Source organism: Candidatus Comchoanobacter bicostacola (assembly GCF_024172705.1).
GTDB lineage: Bacteria > Pseudomonadota > Gammaproteobacteria > Comchoanobacterales > Comchoanobacteraceae > Comchoanobacter > Comchoanobacter bicostacola.
Genome location: NZ_CP092900.1, coordinates 862,524 through 880,236, shown reverse-complemented (window position 1 = coordinate 880,236; position 17,713 = coordinate 862,524). Strand labels below are relative to the sequence as shown.

Sequence of the window (17,713 nt, the reverse complement as noted above, 5' to 3'; positions counted from 1 at the left end):
ATTCTAATTGTATAGAGTATGCTATGTCAATTATTGAGAATTTTACCATGATGCGCTATATCTGTCAATTATTCAAAGGGTCTAAACCACCCCAGAAGATTATTGATAAAAGTATTCATGGGATTACATTTGATGCTGTGGATCCCAATGCAATTAAAGTCTTACATACTTTGAATAAAAATAAGTATGATGCATATTTAGTGGGTGGTGCGATACGTGATTTGGGTTCTGGGTTGACGACTAAGGATTGTGATGTTGTTACTTCAGCTCGGCCCAATAAAATTTTAAAATGTTTTAAACGAAGCATCATGATTGGCAAACGCTTTCGTTTGGTGCATGTATTATTTGGCCGCTCTTATATTGAGGTTTCTACGTTTAGATCTGTTGCAAAACGAGGTCGAGAGTTCTCTGCAAAAGGAATGATTAAGCGAGACAATGTTTATGGGAAAATCCATGATGATGTGCTTAGGCGTGATTTCACGATTAATGCACTTTATTTACGTTACCATGATAGTGCAATATTAGATTATGTAGGTGGATGGGACGACTTAAAGCATAAAAGACTGCGAAGTATTGGTAATGCTTTTGAGCGGTTTAAAGAAGATCCGATTAGAATTTTGAGGGCTATTCGGTTTGAGGCAAAGTTAGGTTTAACGGTAGACGAGGAAATTCAGAAAGCTATTGGTAAATACCGGGATCTCTTGCTTGATGTTCCAGCCCAGAGAATGTTTTTAGAGGTTGTAAAGATTTATTATTCAGGTTATGCGCGAGATGCCAATCACTTAATGTGGCAATATGGTGTTTTTGATATTTTATTTTCTGAAACTGTTAAAGCTAATACAAATTTATCTAAACAGATTTTAGTTCGATTTACAGGCCATGCTGATAAACGCTTTGCACAAAATGAACGCTTAAGCGTGGCGTATTTAATGGCTGTTCTTTACTGGCCGGTGTGTGAGTCCATGATGAGAAAAAAGCGGGTTCGAGGTTTTTCAGAGGAACTAGCAAAGGATATACTGGTAAAGGTGAAGCTAGAAATTCCTCCTAGGGTTTCAGAGGCAGTTATAGAAATTTGGCATTTGCAGTATCAGTTCCTTATGAGGGATAAGATGCTGAAGCGGGTGTTAAGATCTAGTAGAGTGCGTGCTGCCTATGATTTGTTAATCTCGCGGGCAACTGTTCAAGCTAAACTATCGGATGTGGCTTTATTTTGGTCGGAACATATTGAGTCCCGATAATGAACGCTGGCCAGATTTATCATATTCTAGGTTATGAGACAGACTGTATTGATCTGAGAAATAAGTTGATCTCTATGGGTTTTATTCCAGGGATTGGATTGAAAATAGAACATATCTGGTTTTTTGGTTATTACGCTATTATTTCAGCAGGAACACAAACGCATGGCTTAAGAACCAGCTTGTTAGAAAAATTAAAACTACATAAGGTGTGTGATGATTGAGTGTGTTTTAGTAGGACTACCTAATGTAGGTAAAACTACACTATTTAACCGATTAACACATCATAATTTAAAGACGGGTAATTGGTCTGGAGTTACTGTTAAAGCATTTAGCAAAACAGTGGGGGAGGGCAAGAATAAAATTAAACTTACGGATTTGCCTGGTATAGCAAGTGTTTTTGATGACTTTGATCAGTTGGATGCACAAAAAGCGTTAGCGTGTATTCATGCGGCAGATATTATTGTTCATGTAATCGATGTGCGGCATTTGCATCGTGATTTGGTATTAGCAACTCAGCTATTAGTCTTGGAAAAGCCGATTATTTCAGTGTTAAGCCATACATCAGGAAAACAAGTCCAGCGGTTAAGAGAGGTTGTCCCTTCAAATACTATCCTGTTAGATCCTGAATTAACATTAGAGCGCATGTTCACGATTGTCTCTCAAGCTCAATCGGTCGCTTTTGATTCAGTTATAGAATGGCCCATAGGGTTTTCAAAATACTGGCATCAATTAGAGATGTCCACCCCATATGCACGTATGCAGCATTTAATGAAGAGTTCAGATTCTTTTGAAAATGAGTCGGTTGGGGTTTTAGCCCATGAGGCATTTTATCAAACAGTATTAACGCGACTCAATCGAAGTGGGCTGATACTGAAGCGTACAGACAATTACTTATGGCTCGACAAGATGGTGCTTCATACATGGTTTGGGTTGCCGATCTTCTTTTTAGCTATGTATGCGATGTTTTTTTTAACGATTAATGTCGGTGGCGCATTTGGAGAGCTGAGTGCACAACTCATGGAGCTATTTATCAATTTATTACCGAGTACTTCATTAATTTGGGTCGTGATTAAATCAGTCGGGTCAGGGATTGCAATGTGTTCATCGTTTGTTCCGATATTAGCAGTTATGTTTTTTTGTCTTGCCTATATGGAGCAATCAGGTTACTTAGCTAGGGTTGCTTTGTTATCTGATTTATTAATGAGACCGCTTGGGTTGGATGGCCGATCATTTATACCTTTAATGCTGGGTTTTGGTTGTAATGTTCCAGCTGTTAGTGCAACTCGTTTTATCGAAGGAAATGAGCAGCGTATTTTAACAGCTATGATGGTGCCCTTTATGGCGTGTACAGCAAGGTTGAGTATATTCGTTGTGATGGCATCTACTTTTTTTTCAAATAGTGCGCCTTTGCTCATTATGTCTCTATATATATTGAGTATTATTCTGGCGGTAATGAGTGCGCTATGGTTTCGTTATTTATTGGGGATGCAGGTAAGTCAAAGTGCTGTAATAACACTACCTCCGTACTTGAAGCCCTCATTTACTAATATTGTAGAAAGTGTACGCATTAGGGTAGCATCGTTTTTTAAGAGCACTGCGCGTTTGATTGTCTATTTCTCTGGGGTTATAGGTGTGCTTGCAAGCATAGGGATAAATGGGCAAGTGGTTTCCGCTTCGGAGTCAGTGCTGGCACTATTGAGTCAGTGGATTGCTCCAGCTTTTTCATTTATGGGGATAGGTGCGGATCAGTGGCCCCTTATTGTGTCTCTTATTGCAGGTGTTGTGGCTAAAGAGGTGGTGTTAACAACTTTATACAGTCTGATTCAAATATCTGGGGTTGAGTCTATATCATTTTTTGATCAGTTTTGTGAAGTTTGGTCTGATTTTTTCTATAATTTATTAGGGCCTTTGCTATCCTGGTTTGGTAGCGGAGAGGTTACATCGAGTGTTTTATTAGAGGGTTGGTTTACACCTTCTCAAGCACTAGCATATATGGTATTTATTTTATTATATTTGCCGTGTTTATCAACTATTGCAGCGATTCGCACTGAGTGTGGCACATTTTGGGCCGTTTTGTCCTTCACATGGTCTTCAATATTAGCGGTATGGGGTGCTCGAGTTGCTTATAATGGGCTAGGGGTTGAAACATTTATTTTATTATTCAGTATGGCTGCGTTAGTAGCGCTTAGGAAAGTCTATGACACCACTAAAAGTAAAAGCATTGTTTCAGGTTAGGAGACGCTTAACGGTTCGCCAGATTGCTCAGTACTATGGGATTGAGCTTTCAGTAGCAAGTAGTCTGTTAAATTTCTGGCTCAATCGTGGTGGTTTACAGCAAAGGCAAACGTGTTCAGATTGTGTGATTGGATGTCAGGTTGATGTATCTTATGAATGGATTGATGGGTGAAGAGGCAGCTTATCAATAATGCTTCTATTACCCTCTGTTCGCGATTATTGGGGTTTGCTAGGGATTTCTTGTTTGCACGTTATATGGGACCTTCTCTAGATTTAGATGCTTTTATATTGGCCTTTAAAATTCCAAATATGTTTCGACGTTTTCTTGCGGAAGGCGTGTTTATGCAGTCAATGGTTCCAGCGGTTACGTCTGCTTCAAGTCCTGAAGCATTTAAGCGGAGCTTGCTTACGGGTTGGCTGCTTGTTCTATCTATTTTTTCATTTGTTTTTATGCTAGGGGTAGATCATATTCTTCCTCATATTTTACCGGGGCTTGATTTAAACTCGGATTTATACCAGAAGGTGCTGAGTATTATGCCTTGGGTTTTTCCTTATTTGTTTATGATCAGTCTTTGTGGGTTTTATACCGTACAATTAAATATGAGTAATCAATTATGGCCGACCTCAGTGATGCCAGTTATTTTGAACATTGGTTTTGTTACGGGGCTTTTATATTTCCCGTTGACCGCCAATATGCTTGCAAAGGTTGTATTTGTATCGGGTGTTTTACAGCTCGCTTTATGCCTCTATTTGTGTAAGGCCAAGCAACAGGTGATTGTTCCATCACGTTTTATGATGAATGGAGAGATGAAGCAGTTAATGTTAAATGTGTCACATGGGTTTCTAGCACAACTTATGCAGTATTTGTCGAGTATTGTTGAGCTATGGTTTTTGTCTTTTTTAGCAGTGGGAAGTGTTTCTTGGTTATACTTTGCTGAACGTTTGGTGCAAATGCCTTTGGGTGTATTCTCGGTTACGCTTGCAAATTTGTTATTGCCTAGGATCTCAAAATCTATTCATAATAATCATATTGCTCAATTCTATGAATCTTTGAGCTATGGTGTGAATGTATCATTAGCATTTGCGATTCCTTCAATGTGTGGTTTATATTTAGTTGCAGATTCTATAGCCACAGTTTTTTTCAAAGATTCAATAGATATCGTTTCAGTTACTTCAGCTTTAAAGATTTCATCATTAGCATTACCGGCATTCATGTTGAGTAAGTTACTGACTGCAGCTGCATTTGCTAAAAAACGCACAGATCAAGTTTTTTGGGTCACATTGTGTGCATTTGTGGTTAATGTAGGTATGTGCTACTCGTTAATTTCAAGGTATGGGTATTTAGCAATACCAATGGCTACTTTTATATCGGCTTGGTTACAATGCATATTGTTCTGGCGAGCTTTAAGCTTGCATCCATTACGGAAGGTTAAATTACTAAAGCCAACAGTTTGTTCTACTCTCAGTATGTGTTTAGCGATTACGATGCTGAAATATAATTTTTCATTCATGAGTGTCCGAGCAATTTTTGAGTTGTTGTTTCAAATAGTTAGTGGTATCGTAGTGTATCAAATTGTATTAAAGCAGTTTGGCTATACGCTGTGGGGCATTTTAGAATTTAAATGAGTGAAAATATGATGAAAGTCTATGATAGTCGTTCAAAAAGTAAAACAGAGTTTTTGAAAAGTGAGCAGGTATTTAAGTTATATGTATGTGGTTTAACTGTTTACGACCAAGCCCATATTGGTCATTTGCGGACAATGTTAGTCTTTGATCTTTTGGTCAAGGTAATGCGCCAATCAGGCTATTCTGTTCAATATGTCCGTAATATTACTGATGTTGATGATAAAATTATTAAGCGGGCTAATGAGCGGAATATCTCATGTGAAGCTTTAACGCAAGAGGTTATTGCAGATGTTGCACGTCAAGAAGGTATCTTTCATTTGATTCAACCCGATGTTGAGCCTAAGGCTTCAGAGTATATCCCACAAATGATTGCTATGATAGAACAGCTCATTACTAAAGGGCACGCTTATGTGAGTGACTCAGGTGATGTTTGTTTTTCTGTTGCTTCCTATCCAGAGTATGGTCAGCTCTCTAAGCAAAAAATTGACGCATTGGTGCAAGCTGCACGCATTGATCAAGGGGGGAAACAATCAGCACATGATTTTGTTTTATGGAAACAAGCCAAGCCACAAGAGCCGAGTTGGGATTCACCATGGGGCCTGGGTAGGCCTGGTTGGCATATAGAATGTTCAGCGATGTCATGTGATATTTTTGGTGATACCTTTGATTTACACGGAGGTGGCTTGGATCTAAAGTTTCCACATCATGAAAATGAGATTGCACAAGCATGTTGTGCTACTGGTGGAGACTTTGCTCAAAACTGGATGCATGTAAGCCCATTATTGGTTGATGGTGAAAAAATGTCTAAGTCTTTAGGGAACTTTATTACCGTTGCTGATGCTTTAAAGCGCTATGATTCTGAAGTTATTTGCTGGTATATGCTCAAGACGCATTACAGACAGCCATTAGATTTCTCTGAGCAAGGAATGTTGCAAGCACAGCGTAATGTTTTAAACTTCTATTTACATTTAAAGGTTGAAGTTGGGGTTCATGATGCAAATGATCCGGACTGGATACAGTTTTTGGCTTATTTAGCAGATGACTTAAATATAGCAGAGGCTTTAAGCTTAATGCATCGTTATGCAGATGGTATGACGCATCCTAATCAGCGGGCAACCCTTCTCAAAATGTTGAATATATTAGGGGTAGGTTATAAGGACCCGGTTGCGTTTTTACAAGCAGGGGTCGATGTAGAATGGGTTAATAACCTATTAGCACTACGTGCTGATGCTAGACGTCAAAAAGATTTTGTAAAGGCGGATGAAATTAGAGATCAATTATCACAGAAAAATGTGATTGTAGTTGATACATCTAAGGGGTCTAGTTGGTACAATGATCATTCAGGTTTGAATAGTAGGTGAGTATTCATTTAAAATTTGGTACACTAGATTAAGTCTTATGTGATTTGATCGTGCGTACACGAAAACTAAATAATTGGTTGCTGTATTCGTTGCTGTTTAGCACTGTTTTTTCTTATGCACAAAATTCCAATGAGAATATTATCGATCAGATATTTTATAAAGTGGATGCTGGGGATATCTCGTTATCTTATTTAGGATTGATATTTGGTAATATCGCTGACCTTGTGGGTGACAACCCTATGGTTATGCATCTATTTAAGGTATTTAATGCAGGGATTTTATCTGCTTTAGTTTTACTGGTTATTTATAGCTCTATGTTTGGTCTATCCTCATCAGCACATGATGGAGGAATTGTTGGCTCTAATAGGGCTTCCCCTTATGCAATGGGTCGTGCTGTATTTGGGTTTGCCATTCTGGTGCCGACAGCAAGTGGGTACTCATTGGTGCAAAAGATGGTGATGTATGTTGTTGTTTCTGGAGTAATGGCTGCTAATACCGCTTGGGGGAGCATGATGGATTATTATCAGAAAGATGCTATTAAGCCTAAGCCCGATCCAGTAGAGACAGCGTTAGATTTTACAATATTAAATAATAGTGTGCGTAATTGGGAAGGAGAGGAGGTGGTCGGTGGGAGTCACTATAAGTATGATTTGCTGAAAAGTTCTTCATTGGATGGTTTATTAACAAAGCTCGATATAGCTACTTTAAATGCGATTTCAATCATTGACAGTAAGCGTCAGGCTTCGGGAAGTTACTTGTATGACTTTGTGCCAAGTATTGAGTATGAACTCATACGTGAAGTGGGCGAGAATGTTTTGAAAACAGAATTTACGTTAAAATTTGGTATAGGTTTAGATGGCCAAGCAGAGGGCAAAACAGCCCGTCCAAATGATATTCTTCTTTTTTCCATTCAGTCACAATCTGATGACCGAGTAAAAGACACTCTATTACATGGCTCGATGACTCGCTATGTTGAGACTATCTTTAATAAGGTTTGGGATGATTATTCTCAGACTTTGAAAGGACCACGCCCGGCTTCAATGAAAGGAACAGCAGGTGATAAGGCTAAGTTTAAAACATATAGAGAACAAGCTTTTGAAGTACTAGCAGATGAGGGAGAGGGTGCGGGTCACTTAAAGAAAGATGCTCCTATGTCAGTTGGTGCTGCAGAAGAGGATTGGACAATAGATGCAAGGGGCTGGGGTTGGTTAGGTGCGGGCATTTATTATTTAGATTTTATAGAGGCGGTCATTGAGGGAAATGCTGAGGGCGTTGAGTTATCGCAATTTATTGAATCTGAACTTTACGTGCCAAATAGCTTAGTGTTATTAAACTATGAGTTTAAGTATGGTAATGGTGGGGAAACAAAACATATTTGGAAGCCCAGGGCGTTAATTCTTGATCCTAAGGGAGCAGATATAAATAGCTGGTTATCAGGATTGTTGGAGTCAGTGTCTGGTGCTTCAGGGCGCGCTAAATCGACCATGCCTACCGCAGATGGAATTAATATTTCGCAATACTTAGCACCTCTAGGGCTTGTTGATACAGTTACATTATGGAAGCCGGGACCAAAAGTCTCTACAGGTGCTTTGAAGATTGATTCATTAAGTACAATTAAGCTGGGTTATACAATGGCAAAAACAGTAAGGGATGCATTGATAGGTAATGGAACGTATGGTCTTGAGTCCTATGGGAAAAAGAATGTGAATCAGTTAAAGGTCCTCAGCATGATGGGGAATAAGTTTATATCTGCTGTTACTACCTATTGGAAAGAGTCGGTTAAGGACATTTATGGGCAGATAAAAGATGTTCAGTTAGCTGGACTTGGAATTACATCAGCAGCAGTGTCGGCTAAAGGAACGATAGATTATTACCTTGCAGCTAGGCGCGACGCAAATTTGAAAGTGCCATCGGCGGATGCTACAAGCACAGCCGGCCTAGTAGCTGGGAAAACTGGGGTCTCAATTATGTCAGATGTAGTGGCAGGGCTTATTAATTTTGCTACAACATCAGCTAAAGCTATTGTGGGTGTATATGGACCGTTGGTGAACGGTTTATCAGTTGTGTACTTTGTAGCAGGTCTAATATTAGCGGTGTATATTCCGTTTATACCCAGCCTAATTTTCATCTTTGCGGTAATGGCTTGGCTGTTCTCAGTCGTTGAGTCAATGATCGCCTCACCACTGATTGCTTTAGGTGTTGCGCACCCAGAAGGGCATGAGGTGCTGGCAAAGTCTGAACAGGCAGTCATGCTGTTACTGGGTGTTTTCCTGCGTCCTTTGCTGACATTGATTGGGATGGTTGTAGGGATATCGCTATCCTTTACCGCTATTAAAATGTTTAATATGACGTTTTTAACATCAATCGTGGTGTTTATGAAGTCTATTGAATCCATAAGTCCTGTCATAAGTCCTGGCTATTCGGAAGATCACATTATTAATATGTTTTTTGTCGCGGGCTTAGTGGTGTTATATGTTTATGCATTGATGGTGATTGTAGAGCAGTGCTATGCCATGATTTATCTGATTCCGGATCGTGTCTTGAAGTGGATTGGTAGCCCATCTGAGGCTGCGGGTAGTGGAATTGGTGCAGGCGCTATACATGCTGTTTCTTCAGGTGTAACTCAGGATGTAGGCTCCGCAGGAGCGGGTGCTTCCTCAGCGGGTGGTGGTGCATTACAGCAAGATACGAACGTGCGAGGTTAAGAGTCGAATTACCAGGTGCAATTATAAACGCATTTTGGTAGCATGATTGAGAAAGTAGGAGATTCAAATGAAGTTTGGATTCAAGCACACTGTAAAAACGTTATTTGATGTGAAATCATGGGTTGCATGGGACTCTATGAAAAGTAATGCATCTATGATTCATAAATCATATGGGCTATTGCTCGGTCGCCAAAAGCGATCCTTTGTTAAAGAAACTTTCGATGAAGCAATAGAAAAATATGGATATACAGAGTCATTCCTTAAAGAGCAACAAGATAAGTTTGAGCAAGCAGCAACTGTTTATTTCGGTATATTGTTCATATCAGTTTGTTATACCATTTGGTTAGTGCATACTAAAAGTTACATGGCTTCTATGGTAATGATACCGTTCATGTTAATGATTTTTAGTTTTTATTTCAGAGAAAGTTTCTGGGCGCTACAAATTCGTAAACGAAAGCTAGGGTTAACCTTTATGGATTGGTTGAACGGCATAAACTCATGACTAAATGTATCAAAGTCTTTTTATTAGTTGTTTTTTCATGGCTAAGTAGCTCTGTTGTTTTAGCACAGAGTTCTGATGTATATACTTCACCTGAACAAATTGATTTATTAGATATTCAAACGATGGGAGAGACTTCAGGTGGCTCATTTATCTTCAACCTGATTGATACTAAAGCGGACATGTCGTATACGTTTTTGAGCGTTTTATTTGGGCCTATAGTGGGCTCAGGTTCTCTTAATAAAATCACAGGTGAGGTCTTTCGTATCTTCAATCTAGGAGTGCTGTCGGTCTTAGGTATCATAATTGGCTATACTGTAATTATGAGTGTCATTGGCTCTTCGCAAGATGGGTCTGGTGCCTTCTCAACACGTGTTAGTCCTTGGGTGCTGACTCGAACAGTGGGGGGCGCTTCATTAATGGTTCCATTAGGCAATGGGTATTGCGCGCTACAGATCCTGGTGATGAAGGTGGTATTGATGGGGGTAGGGTTTGCTAATACTGCCTGGGTAACGGTTGTTAACTTGTCAGAACAGGGCACGACACTGGCGGTGGACTCTACTTATGAGGTTCAGACAGCACGTTTAGAGAATGAGAAAGCTAATATTGAGGCCATGAATAACGCCTATAAAAACATTTACTTAAGTGAATTAGACCAATATGCTCAATGTTTACAATCACAAACTAAAAAGAATACGCTGAAGCATGGTTCATTTTTGCCGAGTGCGGCTCCAGGGGTTGCTAAATTTGAGTGTAAAGATACAACTGTACATGAATTAGATCAAGAAAAAAATAATGTTAGATTTCAGTTAGAACATTCCACTAGAAAAAAAGCATTTATTGATCATATACGTGCTAGTTTTGATAGTTTTATGTTAATTCAAAGTAATTACCAGGATAACCCTCCTAAGTCAGAATCAGAGTTAAGTAATGAGTGGGTAGGCAAAGACATAGATATAAAAAAAGTTTTCATAGATAAGTTTTTTTCGAATGAGAATAGGCTTCATAAAAGTATAGTGCAGCAAATTTATCAGCGTGCCTATGATATGTCCCAAATTTATAAGTTTACAAAAAAACTGCCAGATATCGATGCAGAAACAGAAACACCTTCTTGGCATTTAGAAGCAAAGAGAAAAGGCTGGTTGTCCTCAGGCATGTATTATCGAAAGTTAACTGGTGCTTCTACAGCGCCGCCTAAAAGCGGACTAAGTCCAATAAATGTAGTCGAGCCTCTTAGCTTCAGTGGCTCAAATAGTGTTGAGGAATTCAGTAAAGAGTTTGATTCGTTTAAAGCAGAGCAGGGTGGATACTCTAAGCAACTAATTATTGATATAAATGCTACGAAAGCTATGATTGTTAGTGATACTGTAGTAGTTCCTTCAAAATATCTTAATAACCTTGTAAGGATGCGCGATAATATCAATATGGTTTCCAAATATACTTATAAAAGTACGGAAGCATTTGAATTAATTCCCCCGATATCGGGTAAATTAGCTGGTAAAACAAGTTGGATGTGGGGTATTGATGTCACGATGCCTATTCAGTTTTTGGCAAGAATGTCTATAAGCTCTGCGCAAGCGATTATGGGCGTTGATATACTGGGTGATCATCTTGTTTCTTTTGCTCATATTGATCCAAATCTTTTTTTAACTGAATATAAGGTGCCAAATACCCAGGTAACTGGGCTCTTGGAAACAAATAAATCAAGAAAACTGTTTAATGCTATCAACATTGCTATCATTAATGCTACTGATATTGATATTGCTAGCATTTTGAATGGTGATGGGGGAATGCTATCTAGTTTTAAACCTGAGTTTATTGATCCTTTGGAGGCGTGTGAGAAAATAGGTAGAAAATTAATTGAATATTCTACTGACTATTTCAAAAATACATTGACTACGCTGTATGCAGAAATGGAAAAGATGGCATGGGCATATTATGGTTCAACAACTGGACCATCGTTAGCTGCTGATATAGCCGCGGCAGCTCCTTATGGCACAGCAGGAGCACCTGTTGGTACTGCTGCAAAGATTGCTGCAGCAATTACGGTTAATGGTCTTAAAATGGCTTATGGTGGAACACGTACTGCATTAGAGATGTATATTCCTATAGGAACAGCAATAGCAGGGACACTACTTACAATGGGGATTATAATGAGTGTGTATATACCTATGTTACCTTTCTTGTTGTTTTTATTTGGTGCTGTTGGTTGGTTAATGTCTGTTGTAGAAGCTATCGTAGCAGCACCTCTGGTTGCATTGGGGATGACTCATCCTGAGGGACATGATTTATTAGGAAAGTCTGAACAAGCGCTAATACTTCTATTGGGTGTGTTCATCAGGCCGATTACTTTATTGTTTGGTATTTTAATTGCAATTGTTGTTGCGCAAGTTGTATTTAAACTATTTAACATGAGTTTTGCATTTGTTGCTATAAGCTTGTATGCAACACAGGTGGAGCAAGAGAGTAGTATGGTTGTTCTGGGGATGATTAGCGCTGGGATTATTTTGGTATATGTATATGCAATGTTAAGTGTTATAGAGCAGTCTTATTCATTAATCTATCAAGTTCCAGATCGGATATTAAGATGGATTGGTGGGCCACCTGATCAGTCGATGGCTGGACAGCTTGCAGAGCAGGCTAAAGGTGAGTCGCAACAAGCTGCTGGTCAGGTTGGTTCTGGACTTGGCTCATCGACTAAAGGCCCAGAGCTGGGTGCTAAAGAAGGTAGTGTTTCTATACCTAGCCTAGAGGGTAATAAGCCTGGTGCTGATGCTGATGCTGAGGGTTCTGAAGCTGAAGGTGGCGATAGCGATGGCGATGGCGATGGCGATGGCGGTGGCGGTGGCGATGGTGTTAGATAATGAGTGAAGTGATGAAAAACAAATTAAGGTTATTGGTGGTCGTCTATGCAGTTTAGCAAGCGTTTGCTTCTATCAATATGCCTATGCACCTCAGCTCTGGTTTATGCCCAGGATATTGCTAGTAACCAGTTATCCTATATCTTTTTGCAGGATATATTTGGGTCAGTAAATGGCTTAATGGGAGGAGGCGATACTATTCTGGGTAAGGTCTTTCAGATTTTTAATATTGCTATTGCATTTATAGGTGGAGCTTTTGCTAGCATTACAGTAATACAAGGAGTTGCTCAAACTGCTTTTCAAGGTGTCTTGATGGGTAAGCGGGGAATACAGTCAGTCTATTTTACCATTTTTAGGACAGTATCTGGTTTAGCTCTGGTTATGCCAGTATATAATGGCTACTCTTTTTTGCAGTACCTAGTTATTTCGCTGGTGCTCACAAGTAGCGATATGGCGAGTCAGATTTCAGGGAAAATACTGGCTAGCTACAGTGAGTATGATCAAGCCCGTGTTATTGCTGATGTAATGGGAACAAAAGAGGGTTCTGAAAATAATGAACAGAGCTATAGTAATGTTGTAGAAGCCGGTTATGGTGGAACCGCTATGTCTATCTATAATAAGTTAGCAGAAGTAACTTATGATTCATTTAAAAACAAGGATGAGGAAGTTAGTGGTCAACCGACTGTAACTTATAATTATGATGAGAATAATAAGGGCAACAATAGTATCACGATTCAGCCAGAGGGTGGCGGTAATCCGGTTACAATTAGTAAGTTGGATGATTTGTCTGAATTAGATATAAGAAATTACAGAGATAACATTCATTCGATTACACGATATTTGATTCGATATTTTGAAATGGAGGAAATTGATTTAGAAGCAACAGATACTGAGCTCCAGCAGGCGCAACTTGACTGGAAAACTAACCTGGCAAGCAAGTTGTTCTTTTTAGCAAAGTCATATGCGGTTAATTTTGTAGTTCCAATCGTATTTTCTAATTCAGATAATGTGGGCTTAGATTACAGCTACGATTGGATTAAGTTCCCCTGGCTGTATCAGTCTGTTGCTGCTGGTGCAAGTAATTTATCAAGTCCTGAAGGTATTATTACTTCAATAGGCAGACCAAGTGCTGTGGGGCCAACCTTTCGAGGGCTAGCTGATGTCAGGATAGATTACGACCCTCCAGAGCTATTACAATTGGATTTAAGTAAATCTAACAGTCTAATTAAATCCTCAGATGATCTTGAAAGCTCACCTACTATTCTGAAGCTTTCATCAGATGTAAAAGAGTCTTTGAATCATCTTCGCATCAAGGACCCTCCCGAGGCTGGCGCTGTGGTTAATTCGTTTAAGGTTAAGGATTATTGGGATAAACCTCCTGAAATAGATTACGAAGGAGAAACGTCAACCTTTGCTGAGATTGATGCTATTGACAAGCCATTGAATGCGGTAATGGATGAAACGGTTGATTTATGGCTAGATAGTTTTGTGAAAAATACACATAAGGTTATACGTAATCCAGCGCTTGAAGTAGGTAAGCTATGTAACCAGCTATCAGACTCATTGATGTACTTTGTATTAACAATATCTCGGGATGTAGTATCAAATCAAATGAATATTGCATATAAAACATTATGGACTTTTCTCGCTGTTCAATCTACGAATAAAATTACAACTGCAATCTCAGGTTATTATCAGCAAAAGGCATGGGATGAGTTTTATTGCTTGGTTCCATTAGCGCCACAGCCAAGTCCAAGGGTCGTTATGTGTAATCCGCAGATGATTCCAGCGGCTCCTGCACCATTGCCTAATCCTGCTTATTTTGCTCAATTGATACAAAACGGTATTAAAATTGGAGTTACTACAGGTATACATATAGCAGCTACTGTAGCTAAAAGTGTTTCTGAGGGATTAATGTCTGTTACCTGGATGGTTAAAACAAATACGGCAGCTGATTACCAATATTTTGGCTATATCATAGCCGGTGTATCTCCGATTATGGTATTAACTAACTTGCTATCTATTTGGATACCTATGTTGCCTTCAATTACCTATTTTGTAGCGATACTAGGCTGGATTTTAGCAGTAGGTGAAGCTGTGGTTGGGATACCTTTGGTTGCCCTGGGCTTAACATTCCCACAAGGACAAGATTTGTTGGGGTCAGCACAACAAGCAGGGATAATGTTACTTAGTGTGTTTATTAGAGCGCCATTAATTGTAGTTGGTTTTTATTTCGGCATGCTCTTTTTATCAGTAGGGTTAGCGATGATGCTGAAAATGGTAGTCCCAATATTAGCGGATTCTGTGAGTGAGGCCGATGGCACTTGGGGTGCTATTTATGTGCTATCAACGCTTGTCTTTATGGTTTACATTTCGGCTACTTTGATGACCTATTGCTTAAGCGCATCATATCGTGTTCCTAATATGGTGATTCGCTGGGTAGGTGGGCAAGTTGAAAGTAACTTGGATCAACAAACCATCCAAAGAATATACTCAATGTTTAATCAGCAGCAAGCTTCTGCCTTGGCTTCGGTACAAAAATCAGCAATGGGTGCTCAGCAAGGTGGTAAATCAATTGCAGGGAGCGTTGGATGATGCGTTTATTGTTATTGCTAGGGCTAACTTTATCAAATTTAGCGTGGGCTGAAGTGGTATCAACGGAATCGAAATTTGCAGCTGAAATTGCTTATTATGTAACACTCCAGAAGACCTCACCTTTAATGGATTTGCTGCATCTAATTATTAAAATATTTAATACTGGAATTATACTGGTCCTTACATCCGTTGCGGTAGGAAGTCTTTTCTATGCAGGGGCATTGGCTGCATCTGAAGGGAAAGGAATAGGTAGAAAAATAAATGCTTGGGTAATGGTGCGAACTTTAGCTGGGTTTGCTGCATTAATTCCGTTATCAGATGGTATGGGGACTATTCAGCATATGGTCGGAGGCGTTGTAACAAGCAGCTCTGCTTTGGTGGCTCGGCTCTCAACTGGGCTATACGACCTAACACAGCCCGATGAAACTAGTCAGTTAGCTAGTGGAGTAGCAATAGAGGGCTTTATGAACTACGCCAATGAGCAAAAATCAGTTCAAGACTTTAAAAAGGTTATGCAGAGTGTGGTATGTGCAATAGATCACAATACTGAATCGGAGGATTCTTTTGTTTTCGAGGATCCTTTGTTTACAATAACTGGAGTAACTGGAGGTAAATTTACTTTTGTAGGCAATTGTGGAGAACTAACCGCTACGAATAATGCAGAAAATGTTGAATTGATGTTGAATGCTATTATTCAAACGACTAAAGCTATTGTTAATAAAGTGAGTTCAACTATTAATAATAACACGATGCCTGAGAATTGGTCATTTTCAACATTTGCATTGGGGCAAACGAGTATAAAGTCTAATTTATACACTTATCATAAACAGATGTATAATGACTGGATTGTTGATATTCCTGATGATGTTGAAGATGTTGAGAGTAAAGAGGCTATGGATGACTGGATTATTGCATTACTGAGTGGTGATGTTAATGTCTCGAATATTGTTTTGCCTGCTGAGGATGACTTAAAGTTGAAAATTGATTCTTTTCAAAAATCTGAACTTCACACTCCCGCTAGTGATTATACTCCTATAGCGGGTACGGACTCTACACATGTGCAGCAAGTACTCACACTTGTTTATAACTCGATTAAAGACCTCAGTTTTCAGAAACAAAAGGCTGTTCAATCTGCTACAAACACCAAAGATAGACTTGCTGATAAAATTGAGGCTATCAGGAGTCAGATTTCTATTGGGGCAATGATTAAACAGGATGTGAAAACTGCCTTAGATCCATCAAATAAGTTTGGAGGAGGAGGTGGGCTTAACGTTAATACAATGAGTGAACAAATCAACCTTACATTGACTCATGTTATCAGTACATTCAAATCACTATTAATAGATAAGACCTACCATCCATTAGAGGCTGTACAGAGCAAAGGTGTTGAGCTACTTAAGCATGTTGCGGAGGATTGGCACGTGGGCCGATATGATTTAGCCGTACAAACTGATAAAGTGAGCAAGATTCATTATACAGCTGCATCTGCAGCCTATGCTACTGCAGCAGGAGCTTATGCTATTTCAGGTGTTCCTTATCCTGGTGGAGTAAAGCATTTTGCAATCTATATGCTTTTTGCTGGTGTAGATAACTTAATTGATGCTCTGGGTATTTTGGCTGACCTTGATGTTGCGTATTTGTTTAGATATGAACCATTTGGCGGAGCAATGAGTATTCTGTTTTTTATATGGGGTGCTTTTTTTGGTATTTTACTGCCTGTTATTCCGTCTTTAATTATTACATTTTCATTGATTAGTTGGGTGCTATTGGTAGTGGAGGCAATGCTAGCAAGTCCACTGATAGCATTGGGGTTGGCTCATCCTAGCTCTCAGCAGTTTTTTGGTGCATCAGAGCAATCGGTTATGCTGTTCTTGCAGCTTTTCCTTCGACCTGTTTTAATTTTCCTTGCGGTACTATTCTCTGGGCTTTTATCCTATTGTGGGCTAACTATTTTAAATGAGTCTATGATCATTTTGCTGGATACATTGCTCCCAACTACGGTGACAAATATTTGGGTAGATGGTTTTATTTTAATCATGGCATTTATGGTTTATGGTTATCTTGCTTTCTTAGTGCTCATTCAGTGTTTTGCTATAATAGGGATGCTTCCAGATAGAATGGCATCATGGATCGGTTCAGGTCCTCTGGGGCAAGAAAATGTATTACAACAAGTGCTTGGTGTGAGATCTAGTGTAGAAGGCGCTGCGCAAAAAGTTGGTCAAGGAGGTGCTACAGCGGCTAGTGAGCGTCATACAGAAGCGTCTTATGATGTATCTCAAGCATTAGACTCTTTGGATAAAGATAGGAAGCATAAAGCTACAAGTGATGCTATCTCCAAAAGCGACGAAGAAGGAGAAGAAAGAGATGATAAACGTATCGGTAAAAAAATAGGCGCTAAAGAAATTGACAAGAGTGTTTATAAGGCAGAAAATGAAAACCATTTCATGGTAAAGGCGCCAACAATCTTTCAGAAAGACAAGTATTACGAAAAGGTTGGGGATGAGGACTCAGGTAATATCAAATTTAACCCAGGTTGGCTCTCGCATCTAGCGATGAGAGCGGCCTATTCAAGAAAGGGAGGATAATAATAGCT

General features: G+C 39.3%; 11 protein-coding genes. All 11 read left to right on the top strand.

Translation table 11 applies throughout. From position 1 onward, the window contains the following. Nucleotides 1–23 precede the first annotated feature (23 nt). Nucleotides 24–1,238 (top strand): polynucleotide adenylyltransferase PcnB, encoded by a 1,215-nt coding sequence (pcnB, locus tag MMH89_RS04250; RefSeq protein WP_258568207.1) that lies wholly within the window; start codon nt 24–26, stop codon nt 1,236–1,238. Further along, nucleotides 1,238–1,459, top strand: a complete 222-nt coding sequence (locus tag MMH89_RS04245) for a ferrous iron transport protein A (RefSeq protein WP_258568206.1) — start codon at nt 1,238–1,240, stop codon at nt 1,457–1,459. The genes pcnB and MMH89_RS04245 overlap by 1 nt, the downstream gene beginning before the upstream one ends. After that, complete coding sequence (locus MMH89_RS04240) at nt 1,452–3,473, top strand: ferrous iron transporter B (protein ID WP_258568205.1); 2,022 nt, start codon at nt 1,452–1,454, stop codon at nt 3,471–3,473. The genes MMH89_RS04245 and MMH89_RS04240 overlap by 8 nt, the downstream gene beginning before the upstream one ends. Continuing rightward, entirely contained in the window at nt 3,436–3,645 is a 210-nt protein-coding gene (locus MMH89_RS04235) for a FeoC-like transcriptional regulator (protein WP_258568204.1), read from the top strand. Before MMH89_RS04240 ends, MMH89_RS04235 begins: the two co-directional genes overlap by 38 nt. After that, nucleotides 3,642–5,099 carry a murein biosynthesis integral membrane protein MurJ gene (gene murJ / locus MMH89_RS04230; protein ID WP_258568203.1) on the top strand — a complete coding sequence of 486 codons (1,458 nt, stop codon included), beginning with the start codon at nt 3,642–3,644 and terminating at the stop codon, nt 5,097–5,099. Before MMH89_RS04235 ends, murJ begins: the two co-directional genes overlap by 4 nt. 8 nt (nt 5,100–5,107) lie before the next feature. Beyond that, complete coding sequence (gene cysS, locus MMH89_RS04225; RefSeq protein WP_258568202.1) at nt 5,108–6,460, top strand: cysteine--tRNA ligase; 1,353 nt, start codon at nt 5,108–5,110, stop codon at nt 6,458–6,460. A gap of 50 nt (nt 6,461–6,510) precedes the next feature. Further along, a complete protein-coding gene (locus MMH89_RS04220) occupies nt 6,511–9,165 on the top strand; it encodes a DotA/TraY family protein (RefSeq protein WP_258568201.1) in 2,655 nt (884 codons plus the stop codon). A gap of 67 nt (nt 9,166–9,232) precedes the next feature. Continuing rightward, complete coding sequence (locus MMH89_RS04215) at nt 9,233–9,667, top strand: hypothetical protein (protein ID WP_258568200.1); 435 nt, start codon at nt 9,233–9,235, stop codon at nt 9,665–9,667. Then, a complete protein-coding gene (locus tag MMH89_RS04210; protein WP_258568199.1) occupies nt 9,664–12,528 on the top strand; it encodes a DotA/TraY family protein in 2,865 nt (954 codons plus the stop codon). Before MMH89_RS04215 ends, MMH89_RS04210 begins: the two co-directional genes overlap by 4 nt. Nucleotides 12,529–12,573: 45 nt before the next feature. Continuing rightward, nucleotides 12,574–15,120: a hypothetical protein gene (locus MMH89_RS04205; protein WP_258568198.1), complete on the top strand. Its 2,547-nt coding sequence runs from the start codon at nt 12,574–12,576 to the stop codon at nt 15,118–15,120. Beyond that, nucleotides 15,117–17,705 carry a DotA/TraY family protein gene (locus tag MMH89_RS04200; protein WP_258568197.1) on the top strand — a complete coding sequence of 863 codons (2,589 nt, stop codon included), beginning with the start codon at nt 15,117–15,119 and terminating at the stop codon, nt 17,703–17,705. Before MMH89_RS04205 ends, MMH89_RS04200 begins: the two co-directional genes overlap by 4 nt. Nucleotides 17,706–17,713 lie beyond the last annotated feature (8 nt).